The organism is Stenotrophomonas sp. Ker107b (assembly GCF_053847245.1).
This window is the reverse complement of the sequence record NZ_JBSPHX010000001.1, coordinates 1,523,609-1,538,517: the sequence shown is the minus strand read 5'-3', so window position 1 is coordinate 1,538,517 and position 14,909 is coordinate 1,523,609. Positions and strand designations below refer to the sequence as shown.

Annotated in this window: 11 protein-coding genes; 5 read left to right on the top strand and 6 right to left on the bottom strand. The window is 64.9% G+C overall.

Annotation, left to right across the window (positions count from 1 at the left end; all coding sequences use genetic code 11):
• Window positions 1–28: 28 nt before the first annotated feature.
• Window positions 29–904: a LysR family transcriptional regulator gene (locus ACWV8V_RS06995; RefSeq protein WP_259259798.1), complete on the bottom strand. Its 876-nt coding sequence runs from the start codon at window positions 902–904 to the stop codon at window positions 29–31.
• A 103-nt stretch (window positions 905–1,007) separates the two neighbouring features.
• On the opposite strand from ACWV8V_RS06995, the gene ACWV8V_RS06990 reads away from it, so the two are divergent.
• Window positions 1,008–1,943, top strand: coding sequence for an NADP-dependent oxidoreductase (locus tag ACWV8V_RS06990; RefSeq protein ID WP_259259799.1), 936 nt, complete (start codon window positions 1,008–1,010; stop codon window positions 1,941–1,943).
• A 30-nt stretch (window positions 1,944–1,973) separates the two neighbouring features.
• Window positions 1,974–2,843, top strand: coding sequence for an NmrA/HSCARG family protein (locus tag ACWV8V_RS06985; RefSeq protein ID WP_259259800.1), 870 nt, complete (start codon window positions 1,974–1,976; stop codon window positions 2,841–2,843).
• 144 nt (window positions 2,844–2,987) lie between these two features.
• On the opposite strand, the gene ACWV8V_RS06980 is transcribed toward ACWV8V_RS06985, so the two are convergent.
• Both ACWV8V_RS06980 and ACWV8V_RS06975 read right to left on the bottom strand, forming a co-directional pair.
• Window positions 2,988–4,679 (bottom strand): hypothetical protein, encoded by a 1,692-nt coding sequence (locus tag ACWV8V_RS06980; protein ID WP_455899310.1) that lies wholly within the window; start codon window positions 4,677–4,679, stop codon window positions 2,988–2,990.
• Between the two features lie 158 nt (window positions 4,680–4,837).
• Complete coding sequence (locus ACWV8V_RS06975; RefSeq protein ID WP_259259802.1) at window positions 4,838–5,941, bottom strand: hypothetical protein; 1,104 nt, start codon at window positions 5,939–5,941, stop codon at window positions 4,838–4,840.
• Between the two features lie 168 nt (window positions 5,942–6,109).
• Here ACWV8V_RS06975 and ACWV8V_RS06970 point away from each other — a divergent pair, with 168 nt between their 5' ends.
• Window positions 6,110–8,602 (top strand): methyl-accepting chemotaxis protein, encoded by a 2,493-nt coding sequence (locus ACWV8V_RS06970; RefSeq protein WP_259259803.1) that lies wholly within the window; start codon window positions 6,110–6,112, stop codon window positions 8,600–8,602.
• Between the two features lie 57 nt (window positions 8,603–8,659).
• On the opposite strand, the gene ACWV8V_RS06965 is transcribed toward ACWV8V_RS06970, so the two are convergent.
• On the bottom strand, window positions 8,660–10,153 hold the full coding sequence (locus tag ACWV8V_RS06965; RefSeq protein WP_455899309.1) for an FAD-dependent oxidoreductase: 1,494 nt from the start codon (window positions 10,151–10,153) through the stop codon (window positions 8,660–8,662).
• A 23-nt stretch (window positions 10,154–10,176) separates the two neighbouring features.
• Between ACWV8V_RS06965 and ACWV8V_RS06960 the strand changes: the two genes are divergently transcribed.
• Together ACWV8V_RS06960 and ACWV8V_RS06955 are read left to right on the top strand one after the other, a co-directional pair.
• Window positions 10,177–10,686, top strand: a complete 510-nt coding sequence (locus ACWV8V_RS06960; RefSeq protein ID WP_455899308.1) for a MarR family winged helix-turn-helix transcriptional regulator — start codon at window positions 10,177–10,179, stop codon at window positions 10,684–10,686.
• 75 nt (window positions 10,687–10,761) lie between these two features.
• Window positions 10,762–11,595, top strand: coding sequence for a S1 family peptidase (locus ACWV8V_RS06955; RefSeq protein WP_259259806.1), 834 nt, complete (start codon window positions 10,762–10,764; stop codon window positions 11,593–11,595).
• A gap of 101 nt (window positions 11,596–11,696) precedes the next feature.
• Here ACWV8V_RS06955 and ACWV8V_RS06950 read toward each other — a convergent pair whose 3' ends face one another.
• Both ACWV8V_RS06950 and ACWV8V_RS06945 read right to left on the bottom strand, forming a co-directional pair.
• The gene (locus ACWV8V_RS06950) at window positions 11,697–12,608 is read right to left on the bottom strand and encodes a tyrosine-protein phosphatase (protein WP_455899307.1); all 912 of its coding nucleotides are present in this window, start codon (window positions 12,606–12,608) and stop codon (window positions 11,697–11,699) included.
• Window positions 12,609–12,625: 17 nt separating this feature from the next.
• Window positions 12,626–14,908 (bottom strand): TonB-dependent receptor, encoded by a 2,283-nt coding sequence (locus ACWV8V_RS06945; RefSeq protein ID WP_455899306.1) that lies wholly within the window; start codon window positions 14,906–14,908, stop codon window positions 12,626–12,628.
• Window position 14,909: the final 1 nt, after the last annotated feature.

Below are 14,909 nucleotides of genomic sequence, written 5' to 3'. Positions count from 1 at the left end.
TCCAGCGCATCGTTCGCAGGCTGACACCTCATCCCTTCAGCACCAGCGACATACTCGGATATCTGGCGCACATGAACTCTACAAAGGCACGCACCTTTGGTGCTGCCAAGCGCCTGGAGGTGTGCAGTACCCAGAGCGCCGGCTCTGCACCGGAAATGATGCCCCACTGCACGAGATCGCCTCGGGCAAGATGACTCCAGGCAATGGACTGAGGCATCAGGGCGGCCCCTGCACCTGCAAGTGCAGCGTCGCGGATCATCAGGAACGAGGAGAATCTGAGCCGTGGGAGCGGCTCCAGAACCAGCCGCCCTTCGTCCAGGTCCCAATAGCCAGGTTGGAACGTTGAAGCGACGATTCCTGGCACCTGTCTCACCGCACCCGGTTCTGGCACGGTCATGCTGGGGGCAGCGACAACAACGAGGCGATCCTTGGCGAAACAGCGTCCTACCAGGTTGCTGTCTGGACTCGGATTGACTCGGATGACCACGTCGAACTGCTCTTCAACCAAGTCGACCAAGCGGTCCTCGGCCACGACCTCGATAGACACCTCCGGGTACGCCGCAGAAAAATCAGCGCCTATTCCTCCCATTGCCAATTGAGAGAACAGCACGGGCGCTGCGATGCGCAGGCGACCGCGCGGAACGGTCACGCCCTCACGCGTGGCGGTCATCGCCTCAGCGACCTCGCCCAAGGGCGCTTCAATGCGGCTGGCGAGCACTTGGCCCGCGGCAGTGAGCATCAACCCTCGCGAACTGCGTTCGACCAGCCTTACGCCCAGTTGTTCTTCCAGGTCTGAAATCCGCCGGGACAAGGTCGCTTTGGACTTGCCGCTCGCCCTGCTGGCTTTGCCGAGCCCTCCGCTTGCCGCGACCAGAAGGAAGTCATCCAGGTCATTCAGGCTCATGGTGTTTCACTTTCGGAACGGCGGGTCTACATATTGTCGTCTTCGTTCTGGCTTCGCAACGGTCTATCGTCCCGCCATCGAATCCATTTCGGGGTGATCCTCCATGACCATGACGCATCGGGCTGTACTGATCCAAGGCTACGGCGGCGCTGAAGCCGCGCAGGTGGGAGCGTTGCCAATGCCGGTTCCGGGACGGGGCCAAGTGCGGGTGCGGGTTCGCGCCGCCGGCATAAACGGTATCGACTGGAAGGTCCGCGAAGGGTATCTGCGTGAGGTTTTTCCGCTCCAGCTGCCCGCCGTTCTGGGCGCCGAGCTGGCGGGTGTTGTCGACGCTGTCGGCCCGGACGCGGGGCGCTTCAAGCTCGGTGACCGGGTCATGGGCGCGGTGGGCGGGCTGGGCGCATATGCCGAGTTCATCGTCGTCGACGAACGGTCGCTGGCCCCGACCCCTGACCGCCTGGACGACCTGCATGCCGCTGCGATGCCCGTTGCCGCCGTTGCGGCGTGGAAAAGCCTCCATCACGCGGGCGCCCTTCGCCCTGGCCAGCGGATCCTCATCCACGGTGCAGCAGGCGGGCTGGGCGGGTATGCCGTGCAGTACGCCAAGCAGGCCGGTACGGAAGTCTTCGCCACCGCCGCCACCGAGCACCTCGACTACGTCCGCAGCCTCGGTGCGGACCATGTCATCGACTACCAGGCACAGCGCTTCGAGGACATCGCGCGCGACATCGACCTGGTGCTCGACTATGTCGGCGGTACGGTCCTGGACCGCTCATGGCAGGTGCTTGCGCAGGATGGCGTCATCGTCGGCACCACCTCGGCGGACATCCTGGCGCGCACGCCGCCCGGCCGCCGCGGCCTCTGGTTCATGAACAGGCCGGACGTCGCTCTTCTGGAGAAGCTTGCCTTGGATGTCGCCAGTGGGGCGCTGACGTCGAAGGTGGGCGAAGTGATCGCTCTGACCGACATTCCTGCGGCCATCGAGCGGAACCGCACCACCTCGCGCGCCGGCAAAGTCGTCGCGGATCTTTCGCGCTAAGTCCCTTTCCATCCCTTGAAGGAGATTCACATGAGCATTCTCGTCACCGGCGCCACAGGCACCATCGGCTCTCTCATCACTCACGGCCTCGCCAGCGCAGGCGCCGACGTGACCGCTTTCGTTCGCACGCGCGGCAAGGTGTCATTCCCCGACGGTGTGACCGAGGTGGTCGGCGACCTGACCGACGTGCCGTCGATGCGCGCAGCCTTTTCGTCAGTACGCACGCTGTTTCTGTTGAACGCGGTTACCCCGGACGAGGTGACCCAGGCGCTGATCGCTCTGAACCTTGCCCGGGAGGCCGGCATCGAGCGCATCGTCTACCTGTCGGTCATCCATGCCGACAAGTTCACCAATGTGCCGCACTTCACTGGCAAGTACACGGTTGAACGCATGATCGAGAGCCTCGGCATTCCCGCCACCATTCTGCGTCCGGCCTATTTCATGCAGAACGAGTTCATGGTCCAGAAGGCGATCGAGGATTACGGCGTTTACCCGATGCCGATTGGTGGCGCCGGTGTCTCCATGATCGATGCGCGGGACATCGCCGAGATTGCCGTGGCAGAGCTGCTGCGACGCGACCGCGCGCCGTCTGCGCTGGCCACCGTCACCTTGGATCTGGTCGGCCCCCAGACACTGACGGGCACCTCGGTAGCGCAGGCATGGAGCGCCGCGTTGGGTCGGGACGTGGTCTATGCGGGCGATGACGTGGCAGCGTTCGAAGGGCAGATGGCTGCGTTCGGTCCTTCGTGGCTGGCCTATGACATGCGCCTGATGATGGCGGGTATCCAGACGTTCGGGATGCAGGCGGCCGAAGGCGCGATTGCGCGGCTGGAGTCCATCCTCGGCCATCCGCTGCGTACCTATGAGAACTTCGTTCGTGAGGCGACAACGAAGGCCTGACCGCGCCACCTGGTTGGGCAGGCTGCGCATTCGTGCCCACCTGCCGACCAGGCGAAGTATCGGTGTGCGTCCCCATCCTTTGCACGATTCAAGCGCTGGCCGATAGCGGACCTTCACGTCAGGGAGGTTTCTTTGGGGCGCGCGCTATTCCCCGGCACCCGCTGACAGAGTGTCCCAGATGCGCTCGATCCGTTGCGCTTCAGTGGTGACGTTGATCACCGCCTGCTCGCCTAGACGATCATGCAATTGCTGCAGATATAGGCTGCGAGGTGTGACCACCTGACCCATCGATTGCACGATCCCCCTCTGCTCCTCAGGCGGGAATTTCCCAGGTGCAATAGCGCCAACCTGTCCCACGCTCCAGTTCATCGCAAAGGGAGGCGTCTGGACGACGTAGATATCGTGCTCGGTGTTCCAGAACATCTGCTGCGCACCCGCCCACCCATGCCCCGTTCCGCTATACCGGCGGTTCTGTGCCCGCAGCATGTACCCCTTGGTGTTGTCGTACAGTGTGCCGGTGGACCAGCGATGGTGTGGACCACTGTCATTGCTGTCGCCGACGGCGAGGCAGTCCAGAAACACGTTGGGGCCAGGCACCCGTGCGCCGATGACGAAGGTATGCCTGCCGCCCTGGTTGTAGCAGCGCTGGATCAGATTGAAGGCCGAGTTGCCCTCGTACAGAAATACATAGCGGCGGGCGCCTTGGGTTTCGCCATACCTCGGGTCGAGATAGGCAATGTCCTGCAGGGTATTGAACTGCGCGCCGTTACGGGTCACGAATCCATGCGACACATAACGCACGGTGACATCGCGAACCCATGAATCTTGAATCGCACCCAGTCGGAGTGCGGTAAAGGGGCCGGAATCGGGGGTGCCGTTGACCGTGCCGGTCTCGGGGTTACCCTCAAGCCGGAGGTCTTCGATGCCGACCTGGGAGATACGGGTGGAATCCGTGCGATAGACGCTGCCGCCACCAAAGCGCGTCTGAATGGCATCCATGATCGGGGCATCAAGGGTGATCGTGTCATGGTCTACGGCGGTGACCACGCGTTCGCTGTAAACGGCGTAGTCGCTGGGCGTCCACCGATATCGCGCGGTATCGATGCCCTCGGGGCCGACCCAGCGGGCATCGGGCTGCCTCGCGATCGACACCGTATCGCCCACGCGATAGCCGGCTGCGGACGTTACCCTGATCCGCGTTGCCCCTACCGGCACGTAGTCCATGTTGATTGCGGTGCGGCGTGCATCCAACGCTGCGCGGGGCACCGCGGATTCGCTGGTCCCGACGTCAAGGATCCTGCCCTGACGCTCGCTGACGTCGGAGCGGATCACCGTGCCGTCTGCACCTCGACCCTCACCGCGCAGCACCACGCCGCTTGCCCGGATGGTCAGCATCTGGCTCAACCTGTAGTGGCCGCGTCGCAACAGGACTGCGCCGCGCAGGCCCCGGCTGTCCTTGGCACGTATGGCGACCGCATCGATAGCTTCCTGGATACGGGGATAGTCGTCACCCTCGGCGTTTGGCCCAAGGACTTCGATGACGGGAATGCTGGAGCGGGTGGGCAGACTGATGCCGCCGCCTTGATAGCCTGCGCGGGAGAAGTCCGGAACGATGTTGCGCGCGTGATCGCTACCGCGTTCGGCATACAAGGCATAACGCAGCAGGCCACTGCTGCCAAGGCCTATCAAAGGGGCGTCTTTGGCGGTGTTGATGGGATGGGTGAAGGCGCTGGTCTCAGAAGCAGGCTCTGCCGCTGACAGGGTGGACACCGGACAGAGTGGCAATGCCACGAGCGTCAGCGCTACAACCCGATGAAACGCCGGGAGGAAAAGCATGCGGGCGACGTCCTTCCACGGAGGAGTGGCTGACAATGTTAGCAACTGCTTCCACCGATGCAGTCCGTGCAGCCGCGTCAGGCGGGTCCGCCTCTGGCCGAAGGCGGGCGTTTGAGTTGTAAGGCGACGCACACGCAGCCTGTGCCCGCCTGCCTGGCCTAGAAGTAAAACCCGATGTTGAGGTTGAACCGGGAGTGCCAGCCTGTGGCTGCGCCGTCATCGATCCCGACCCCATTGCCGCCGGCAAACCACATGTTCTTGCCCGCGATCCAGTCGGCGTAGGTCAGCATCGCGCCCTTCTGCACACTGCAGCCGGTGACGTTCTGCCAGGAGTTCCGCAGCTGCGGGGCATCCTGCACGGGCAAGGTCATGCTCAGGTTGTTGTAGCAGGTGACGTTGTCCAGCCAGCGCGTCTTGCCGAAGGAATAGGCCACATTGGCGGTGGGGACATCGGCCTCTGCCGCGATCTCGAACGGCGCAAGGAACGCCGACATGGCGATGCGATCGCTCGGGATGCTGTAACGGTAGCGCGCCCACTGCAGCTGTGTGGTCCAGCTGTCGCGCGTCCATTGCGCGTGCACGGCCGCCGCATGATGGCCGTAACGCTGCCCGGTCCGCACGTTCTCAACCCGTCCACTGAAAGCAGAGCCGCCCAGCAGCAGGTCGCCGCCGGCCCAGGCCTGGCTGTGTTCGTAACGCAGGTGCAGCCTCTCGCGCTCGCGGTAGGGCAGTGTGTCTGTCTGGGCCACGTCGAAGGAGTAGCGATCACTGCGTGCGCCGGTGCCGTATTCGTCGCCGGCGAACCAGCCGAGGTGCCACTGGTCTGCGCCATCGCGGTGACGGATCACCATGCCGGGATCGTAGTCATCCTCGATGCCCAGGTAATAGCCGGAGCCGAACCAGAAACTCTGCGCGGCAAAGGGCAGCAGTCCGAACGGAACCTGCTGGATCCCGGCCTGCACGACGGTGTCCTCGCTCGCGTTCCAACCGACATAGGCATGGTGCACGGCATCGAACCCGTCATACCAGCGGTACTGCGCGGACAGGAACAGCGGGCCGGCACCGGCGTCGATATCGGCACGCAGCAGCTCCAGTTGCAGGCGGCTGGTGGGGCCGTAGTCCAGCCAGCCATAGTTGAAGCGCACCGCGCCGCCGATGTCCACGTGCGGTTCTGTTGTCGAGGTGGATTCAGCAGCGTGCGCCGCAGAGGAAAGGGTCGCGATCAACGCGAAGGTCAGCGACAGCGTGGAACGGTTTTTCATGGCAGTGGACGACGTAGATCGCAGAAACATCGGCGCGCACTATAGCCTGCGTTCTCTGGTCACGTGCATGTCGAATGGTTCTTAAAGAACGTCGCCTTCACGCCGTTATCGCATGACGGTGCACTGCGTCCATTCCGGACCGTGGCCATTTTCTTTCGAGTGCCATCCATGGGTTTGTCGTTGATTCGCCGTGACAGTGTCGCCGCACGTCTGATGTTCGGTACCGGTCTGCTTGCATTGGCCTGCTTCACCTTTACCGCGGTGGTCATCTACTGGCGGAGCAGTGATGCGCTGTCGACGTCAGCGCAGGACATGCTGCGCGAGGTGGCGCGGCATGAAGCGCGCAACATCTCCAGCGAGCTTGAGTTGGGCTTCGATACCGCCGCGTCGCTGGCCAATGCGCTACGCACGCAGCACACTGATCCGCGCTTCAGCCGTGAAACCGCCGCGGTCGTGCTGCGCGAGCAGCTGCGTGCGCACAAGGACTGGCTGGGCATCAGCAGTACCTGGGAGCCGGACGCCTTCGATGGCAAGGACAGTGCGTTCGCCGACACCGAGGGCCATGATTTCAGCGGACGGTTCATGGCCTATTGGTCGTGGCAGAACGGAACGCTGGTGCGCGAGACGTTGCGTGACTACGACGTCCCGGGTGTCGGCGACTGGTACCTGAAGAGCCGCAACACCCATCGGCCCAATGTCATCGAGCCCTACGTCTACCCGCTGGCCGGCGTGGACACGCTGATGACCACGTTGAGCACGCCGATCATGGACGGCGAGCGCTTCCTGGGCACGGTCAACGTGACCCTGGCGTTGGACGCGCTGCAGAAGCGCATCGCCCAGCTGCATCCGTTGGGGGTGGGCGAGGCCAGCCTGCTGTCGCCGGCAGGCGCGGTCATGGCCAGCGCCGATGCGTCGGAGGTCGGCAAGATCCGTGACGACGCCGATACCCGCAAGGTCCTGGACGTCACCCGCAAGGGCGAGGTGATCGCCGATCAGGTCAGTGTGCGTGGTGTCGACTCACTGCGTGTGGTGGTGCCGTTGCGTCTGGGCGATGCGCCGGAGGTCTTCGCGCTGGGCATCACGGTCCCCACGAGCCACGTGATGGCGCCGGCGCGGTCGCTGCTGATGGTGATCGTCGTGGTGGGCCTGCTCTCGGCGGCATTGTTGTGTGCAGCGCTGTTCCTGTTGATCCGCCGCCAGGTGCTTGCGCCGCTGGCCGAGGCGGTGCGCGTCTCCAGTGCGGTCGCCTCCGGGCGCCTGGACAGCCGGATTGAGCCGCGCCGCATGGACGAGATGGGCCAGCTGCTGCAGTCGATGGGGCATCTGCAGAACCAGCTGCGCAGCGTGATCGATGCCCAGGGTGAGATGGCCACGCGCCATGACCAGGGTGAGATGGGGTACCGGATGGAGGCATCCACGTTCCCGGGTGACTACGGACGCATGGTGGCCGGGACCAACGCACTGGTGGCCGCGCATGTCCAGGTGCAGCGCCAGCTGGTGGAGGTGATGTCGCGTTATGCGGTGGGAGACATGACCGTGGACATGCCGGCGCTGCCTGGCGAAAAAGCCGCCATCAGCGACGCGATGGTGGTGACCAAGCGGAATCTGCAGGCCATCAACACCCAGATTCTGGCGCTGGCCCAGGCGGCTGCCGCCGGCGATTTCAGCAAGCGCGGCGACGCACAGGCGTTCTCGCACGACTTCCGCGGCATGGTGGACGGCCTGAATGCCCTGATGCAGACCACCGACACCAACCTGGCCGAGCTGTCGCGTCTGCTGCGCGCCATTGCCGCCGGCGACCTCAGCATCCGCATGGTCGGCGACTTCAAGGGTGTCTTCGCGCAGATGCGGGATGACGCCGATGCGACCGTGGATCAGCTGACCGCCATTGTCGGCCGCATCCAGCACAGCAGCGGCGCGATCAATCTGGCCGCCAGCGAGATCGTGGCCGGCAATGACGATCTGTCACGCCGTACCGAGCAACAGGCGGCGAGCCTGGAGGAGACCGCCGCGTCGATGGAGGAGCTGACCTCCACGGTACGCCAGAACGCCGACCATGCGCGCAAGGCCGACGAGCTGGTGCAGCGCACGGCGCGGGTTGCCGGGCAGGGCGGCGAGGTGGTCGCCCAGGTGGTCACCACGATGGCGGGGATCGAGACGTCGTCGCGACGCATCGCTGACATCATTTCGGTCATCGACGGTATTGCGTTCCAGACCAACATCCTGGCGCTCAATGCCGCCGTGGAAGCGGCCCGCGCCGGTGAGCAGGGCCGAGGCTTTGCCGTGGTGGCCAGCGAGGTGCGTACCCTGGCACAGCGTTCGGCGGATGCCGCGCGCGAGATCAAGAGCCTGATCGAAGACTCTGTGGGCCAGGTGGAGGGCGGTGCGGTGATGGTGCGCCGTGCGGGCACCACCATGGAGGAGATCGTCGCCTCCGTGCAGCAGGTCACCCAGATCATGGCCGAGATCTCCGCAGCGTCGCAGGAACAGAGCGCCGGCATCGAGCAGGTCAGCCAGACCGTGATCCAGATGGACGAGGCCACCCAGCAGAATGCAGCGCTGGTGGAAGAAGCCAACGCTGCAGCGCGATCGATGGAGAGCCAGTCCCAAGCGCTTCAAGGGGCGGTGGCGATCTTCAAGCTGGGTGACGCGCGCCGCTGACCGGTGCTGGATAAGGGCCGGATGCTCAGCGTATCCGGCCCGCCGCGTGCGGTTGTCTTATCGGCGCGGTGGCATCAACCCGTCGAAATGCGCGCTCAGCGTCTCGATCTGCTGCGCGTGGACCACGGCGGCGACGTAACCATCCGGCCGCACCAGTACCCACTCGCCCGGCTGCAGGCCATAAGCACCGGCGAAGTGTCCCTGCGTATCCCACAGATCGCCGCACTGGCCGATCACGTGGACGTGCAAGCCCTTCCGCGCCGGTGCATCGGCGCGTGTGGCTTCGTAACCAAGCAACGTCCAATGCGTACCGCGCAGCACCTCAAACAAGCGCAATGGCTGCCCACCCGCGCCCTGCAATGGGGCGTCGGGAGCGCGGCTGCCAGGGTTGATGCGTCCGGTACGGGGCTCGCCCGCCAGCGAGAGCGATGAGTCCGCGTACCCGAGATCAAGCTGCTGGACCTCCCGGCCGCGTCGATTGTCGCCGCGGCGGGCGTGGTCGAGCAGTTTCGTCGCAAGCCCAAGCATCGCGGCTGCAACAGGGCGGCGCTCTTCTTCGTAGGTCTCCAGCAGGGTCTGCGGTGCCCCCTGCAGCACGGCGGCCAGCTTCCATCCCAGGTTGTAGGCATCCTGGGCACTGGTGTTGAGCCCCTGTCCGCCGGTGGGGGGATGCGTGTGGGCGGCGTCGCCGACGAGGAAGGCCCGGCCGACGCGGTAACGGTCGGCGAGTCGGGCGTTCATCTGGTACGCCGAGGCCCACTCGACGTCCAGAACCGCAATGTCATCCCGCCCGGTGCGCTCACGTACCATCGCCGCCAGGCCCGCTGCCGAGAGATCCACCTCGCCCTCCACGGGCACCGGGGCCTGTAACTGGAACAACGCGGTTCCCATCAAAGGACACAGCGCGATGCGCCGCGCCATGTCCTCTTCGTTGAAGGTGTGCCAGGCATCGCGTGGCAGCCCTTGCAGCACGATGTCAGCCACCACTGCACGCACGCCCAGGGTCTTGCCGGGGAAGCCAAAATCGAGTGCGTGACGCACGATGCTGCGGCCGCCGTCAGCGCCGATCAGATAGCGTGTGCGGAGCGTCTGCTCGCCAAGAGAGGTGGCAAGACGCAGGGTCACGCCATCGGCGTCCTGCTCCAAACCGATCAGTGCATGCCCGAAGTCGACCCGGTGCCCCAGCGCCGCGAGGCGGCCGCGCATCACGCACTCGGTCAGGAACTGCGGCACCATCAGCGGCCGCCGATAGGGTTCGGCGGGTGTGGCTGGCGACGCCTCCACCATGACCGTGTCCGTATGGGTGCCATCGGCGTGATGTGATCGGGAGACAGGATAGGCCCCGCCCGCCGCGAACAGCTGATTGACGATGCCCATGTCCTCGAAGACCTCTTGGCTGCGCGGCTGGATACCTTTGCCGCGTGAGCCGTGGAAGGGTCGGTCACGCTGCTCCAGCAGCCGGAATGCCACGCCGCGGCGAGCCAGTTCGATGGCGAGGGTGAGGCCGGCAGCGCCAGCGCCACAGATCACTACATCAAGGTTGTTGCTCATGCCTCGCTCCAGCTGTGTGTAATATGCACGTACTTGGAGGAGATGCTATGCCTGTGAAAAAGAAGGTGCAAGATACACATAATTCGGCTGAACTGAAGTCGCTGCACCTCTCCATGGTCAGCCTTGCCAGCGTGATGAACCGCCCGCGCAATGATGAAATGCTGATCCAGGCCGCCGGCCTGAAGCTGGACCAGGCGCTGTTCCGCCTGCTGGTGATGATCGAGCGGGTCGGCCCGATCGGGGTGGTGGATCTGGCCGACCGGCTGGGCCGCGATTACACGACCATCAGTCGCCAGGTCGCCAAACTGGCGTCGATGGAACTGGTCACGCGTCGCGGCAATCCAGAAGACCGTCGCATCCGCGAGGCGACCATCGCGCCGAAAGGCAAAGACATGACGGACCGGCTGGACGCGGCCCGCGAGCGGATCGGACGGGAGATCTTCGCCTCATGGTCCGCGCAGGACGTATCGGAGCTGGTGCGATTGATGGCAAAGTTCGCCGGCGCGCTGGAATCCCGGGAGCGTGAGCCGTAACGGCACACCCAGCCAACCTGCGTTGCCGCGCCCGGCATCTTGATCCCGCTGTTGGAACCTCACAAGGCATCACATATGAAGCGATTGTTGTTACTCGGGGTGCTGCTCGCCGTGTCCTCAACTGCCCATGCCATCGTCATCCGGCATGACGTGGATGATGCGAAGTATCGCGTTCCCGCTACCGAGTTTCCCGCACTCGTGGACATGCCCGGCGAGGGTCACGGCGCGCTGATCGCACCGCAGTGGGTGCTGACGGCCGCGCACACGCTGCCGATGCATGGTGACCTCAAGCAGGTAGTGATCAACGGAGCGGCCCGGGACGTCGAGCGCGTTGTCGTCCATCCCGGCTACAGGACGCTGCCGCAGACATTGATCGATCAGGCGATGGCCAGTGGCGAGGCAATGTTGATCGTGGTGTTCCTTGCATCGGGCGACGATGTTGCGTTGATCAGGCTGAAGGCGCCGGTGACCGACGTTGCGCCTGTGGCCATCTACAGTGGCACCGACGAGGCCGGTCAGATCGCGAAGATTCTGGGAAAGGGGGCTACGGGGACGGGCGCCACCGGGCATTCTCCCAGCGGCCCCAATCGCACCGAGCTGCGGCGCGCGTTCAACACGATCACCAGTGCCTACGACCGCTGGCTCTGCTATGTCTTCGACGAACCGCCGCAAGCGCTGCCCCTGGAAGGCGTGCTGGGCAACGGTGACAGCGGTGGCCCCGTGCTGATCGAGCGCGATGGTCAGTGGCTGCTGGCCGGGCAGGGCGCGTGGAAGGTCGTCCAGGGCAATGTGCTGACCGCCCGGCCCGGGCGCTATGGGCAGGTCACCTGCAATGTGCGTGTGAATCACTATCGTGACTGGATCGAGCGCATCATGGCCGAACCGGCGCAGACAACCGCAGTTGGTTGATCCAGCCCATTGCACGTCCTGCCAGTGGCGAGCGCCTGCATGCGGCATGCAGTGCGTGACGTGTGGGCCATCCGTGGCCGACACGCGACACGCTGGTCTGATCAGCCCGCCTGACCCAACCGCACCTTCAACTGATCGATCTCCGCCTCGCTGACGCCGATGGACTTCAGATAGCCCTCGGCCCCGCCGTACTGCGTATGCAGAGCGGCGAGAAACATCTCCATGTTCTCCGGTGCGGTGCCCGACATGCCGGCCATCTTCCTGCCGATCTCCGGGTTCTGCTTGATCAGCTCCATGATCTGCGCGTTCATCGCGCTGTCCTTGGGCTGGCCGTCGAGGTAATGCGCGGAGATCGCATAGTTGTGCACGATGTCTGCCCGGGACACGCCGGCTAGATCCAGCAGCAGGCCGGCGATGATGCCGGTGCGGTCCTTGCCCGCGGTGCAGTGGAACAGCACGGTCCCGTCGCGCTCGGCGGCGATGCGCTGGAAGACCTGCTTGAATTGCGGCTGGCTGTGATCCAGCCACTGCACATAGGCTGCGCCCAGCGAGTCGGGGAAGGTGGTCATCATTTTCTGCAGGTCCATCTTCTCGGTGCCCATCAGCGAGGTGCGCTGGTAGGCGAAGCGCGCGTCGCTGGCCAGCAGGTCGGGCGACTGCGCCTGCTCATCGGCGGTACGCAGGTCGATATCCAGCGTGATACCGGCAGCGGCGAGTGCGTCGCGGTCGGCCGCAGTCAGACGGCCCAGGTCCGAGGTGCGCACGAAGGCGCTGGCCGGGATCGGGCCATGGCTGCCTTGCAGGCCCGCAAAGGTGCGCGTGTTCCAGGCGCCCTGCAGCGCGATGACGCGCTGCGCGTCGGCGGCGACCGGCTGCACGTTGGCGCTTGCCGCGGTGGTGGGCGTGGCGGCGGTATCGGTGACGGGCGAGCGGGCCAGTGCGAGGCCGGCGCCAGCGAGCATCGGCAGGCTGAGGGCAACGGCAAGGGCAAGGTAGGTGCGGCGAAGGTGCATCGGGATCTCCAGGGCGATCAGAAGGTGACGGTGACGTCCAGGCCGTACGTGCGCGGGTCATTGAAGATCCCGCTCTGGCCCAGTGAGGCGTTGTTGAGCTTGTAGAACAGGTGTTCTTCGTCCAGCAGGTTGCGCGCCCACAGTGAGACGGCCATGGTCGAGCCCGTGCTGTTGAGGGGGACGTCAATCAGGGCGACACGGGCGTTCACGATGAAGGAACTGTCGGTGAGCATCTGGTCGTACTCGCTGGTGTAGTAGCCATCGGACCAGTTGCCGTCCAGGTGGAACTTCAGCGCGGAGAAGTTGGCGAACGGCACCAGATACTCCAGCGACACGCTGCCGGCGTTCTTCGGCGCCAGCAATGGCTGCACCGTGACCTGCACGCCGGCACCGAACGGGTCGACCGCGCTCTGCGCATCGATGCGGGTGTAGGCGTAGTTCAAGCCCACGGTGAGGTTGTCCACCGGCATCACGCTGAACTCCAGCTCCGCACCGCGTGAGGTGCCGTTGCTGAGCGCGTTGGTGGTAACCATCGTGGTGCGGGTTTCACCGCTGTTAGGATCGAACGGCAGCGAGAAATCCATCTGCTTGTGTTCGATCTTCGAATCGAACAGAGCCAGGTTCAGGCGCGCGCGGTTGTCCCAGAACTGCGACTTGAAGCCGAGCTCGATCGCCGTCACCTCTTCGGGCGCAAAGGCGGTATAGGTGGTGGAGCGCGAGTTGGCGCCGCCCGCCTTGAAGCCGGTGCTGTACTTGGCATACACCATGGCGTTCTCGCCGAGGTCATAGGCGATGTTCACCATCGGGTCGAAGCGGCCCCAGGCATCATCGAAGGCGAGATCCTTGGCGGCGCCATTGACGATGTACAGGCTGCCCTTCTTGTCATCGCGCGTGTAGCGGCCACCGGCGGTCAGGTGCAGGCGTTCGAGCGAGGCCGGCGTCCAGGTGGCTTGGCCGAAGATGCCCAGGCTGTCCGTCCACGCCTTGCTGGCGCGGTCGATGCGCACGTTGCCCAGGTTCAAGGGGTTGGTGGCGGGGTTGACGGTGTAGCTGTTGCCGCCGGGCCCCCACAGCAGCATGTTGGGCGTCTGCGCGTTGTCGCCGGCGGTTTCGTGATAGTAGAAGGCACCGGCCAGGAACTGCACCTGCGAGGTGGTGCCGATCAGCTGGAATTCCTGGCTGTACTGGTGCTGGTAGACCTGGGCGAGGCTGTAGCGGCCGAACGGCGTGTTGGGGCCGCCATAGGCGGAGATCGCGTCGACCAGACCCATGTCGAACTGGCCCTGGGTCAGTTCACGGTAGGAACTGATCGACTTCAGTTCCAGGCTGTCGCTCAGGGTCCAACCAAGGTTGAGCAGATGCCCGCTGGTACGGCCGATGTTGTCTTCCTGCGGGCCACCGAGGATGGCGGAATCGCGTCGATCTTTGCTGGCGCCGGCCTTCTGCAGCGGGCTCACGTAGGCGCCCGGCACCAGCAACTGGGTGTGGTACGGCGTGGTGGCATCGTAGGAGCGGTCGAAGGCATACAGCGCGGAGAAATCATCGCTGGGCTGCCACAGCGCGCTGAAGCGTGCACCGCGCTTGTCGTAGCTGTTGAAGTCGCGCTCGCCGCGCATCGGGTTGTCTGTGGTACCGCCGCGTTTGGCCTGCACGGCGTCGATCTTGAAGCTCACATCGCCCACCTTCGGCAGGTCCAGGTGCAGGCCGGTGGTGTAGCCGCTGTAGTTGGAGACGCCGGCGCTGACGCTGCCGCCAAACTCGCCGGTGGGCTGTTTGGTGACAATGCTGATCGCGCCGCCTTCGGTGTTGCGGCCGAACAGGGTGCCCTGTGGACCCTTCAACACCTCGATGCGCTCCACGTCATACAACATGCTGCCCAGGCCCTGCGCGCGGCCCATGAACACCCCATCGACATACACGCCGACACCGGCATCGCGCGCGGGCTGATTGGCATCGCCGGAGGCACCGATCCCGCGGATGCCGATGTTCAGCGCCGAGCTGCGGGTGGCGAACGGGGTGACACGCAGTGAGGGGATCGAGCCATCGGAGAGGCTGCCGATCGAGATCGCGCTGCGATCCTTCAATGCTTCGGCATCCAGCACGGAGACCGAGATCGGGGTGTCTTGCAGATTGGTGGCACGCTTCTGGGCGGTAACGACCACCTGGTCCAGCGCGACCACATCGCGGGCGGCGGTGTCGGCGGTGGCGACAGTGGTGGCGTCATTGGCCACGGCGAGGCCGGGCAGGGCGGTAGCGATGGCGAGGGCTAACAGGTGACGGTGCAGCTGGGCGTGGCGCATC

Excerpts from the sequence above, each read along its gene's own strand:
- ACWV8V_RS06995 (WP_259259798.1), bottom strand. The coding sequence starts at position 904 with ATGAGCCTGAATGACCTGGATGACTTCCTTCTGGTCGCGGCAAGCGGA.
- ACWV8V_RS06990 (WP_259259799.1), top strand. The coding sequence starts at position 1,008 with ATGACCATGACGCATCGGGCTGTACTGATCCAAGGCTACGGCGGCGCT.
- ACWV8V_RS06985 (WP_259259800.1), top strand. The coding sequence starts at position 1,974 with ATGAGCATTCTCGTCACCGGCGCCACAGGCACCATCGGCTCTCTCATC.
- ACWV8V_RS06980 (WP_455899310.1), bottom strand. The coding sequence starts at position 4,679 with ATGCTTTTCCTCCCGGCGTTTCATCGGGTTGTAGCGCTGACGCTCGTG.
- ACWV8V_RS06975 (WP_259259802.1), bottom strand. The coding sequence starts at position 5,941 with ATGAAAAACCGTTCCACGCTGTCGCTGACCTTCGCGTTGATCGCGACC.
- ACWV8V_RS06970 (WP_259259803.1), top strand. The coding sequence starts at position 6,110 with ATGGGTTTGTCGTTGATTCGCCGTGACAGTGTCGCCGCACGTCTGATG.
- ACWV8V_RS06965 (WP_455899309.1), bottom strand. The coding sequence starts at position 10,153 with ATGAGCAACAACCTTGATGTAGTGATCTGTGGCGCTGGCGCTGCCGGC.
- ACWV8V_RS06960 (WP_455899308.1), top strand. The coding sequence starts at position 10,177 with ATGCACGTACTTGGAGGAGATGCTATGCCTGTGAAAAAGAAGGTGCAA.
- ACWV8V_RS06955 (WP_259259806.1), top strand. The coding sequence starts at position 10,762 with ATGAAGCGATTGTTGTTACTCGGGGTGCTGCTCGCCGTGTCCTCAACT.
- ACWV8V_RS06950 (WP_455899307.1), bottom strand. The coding sequence starts at position 12,608 with ATGCACCTTCGCCGCACCTACCTTGCCCTTGCCGTTGCCCTCAGCCTG.
- ACWV8V_RS06945 (WP_455899306.1), bottom strand. The coding sequence starts at position 14,908 with ATGCGCCACGCCCAGCTGCACCGTCACCTGTTAGCCCTCGCCATCGCT.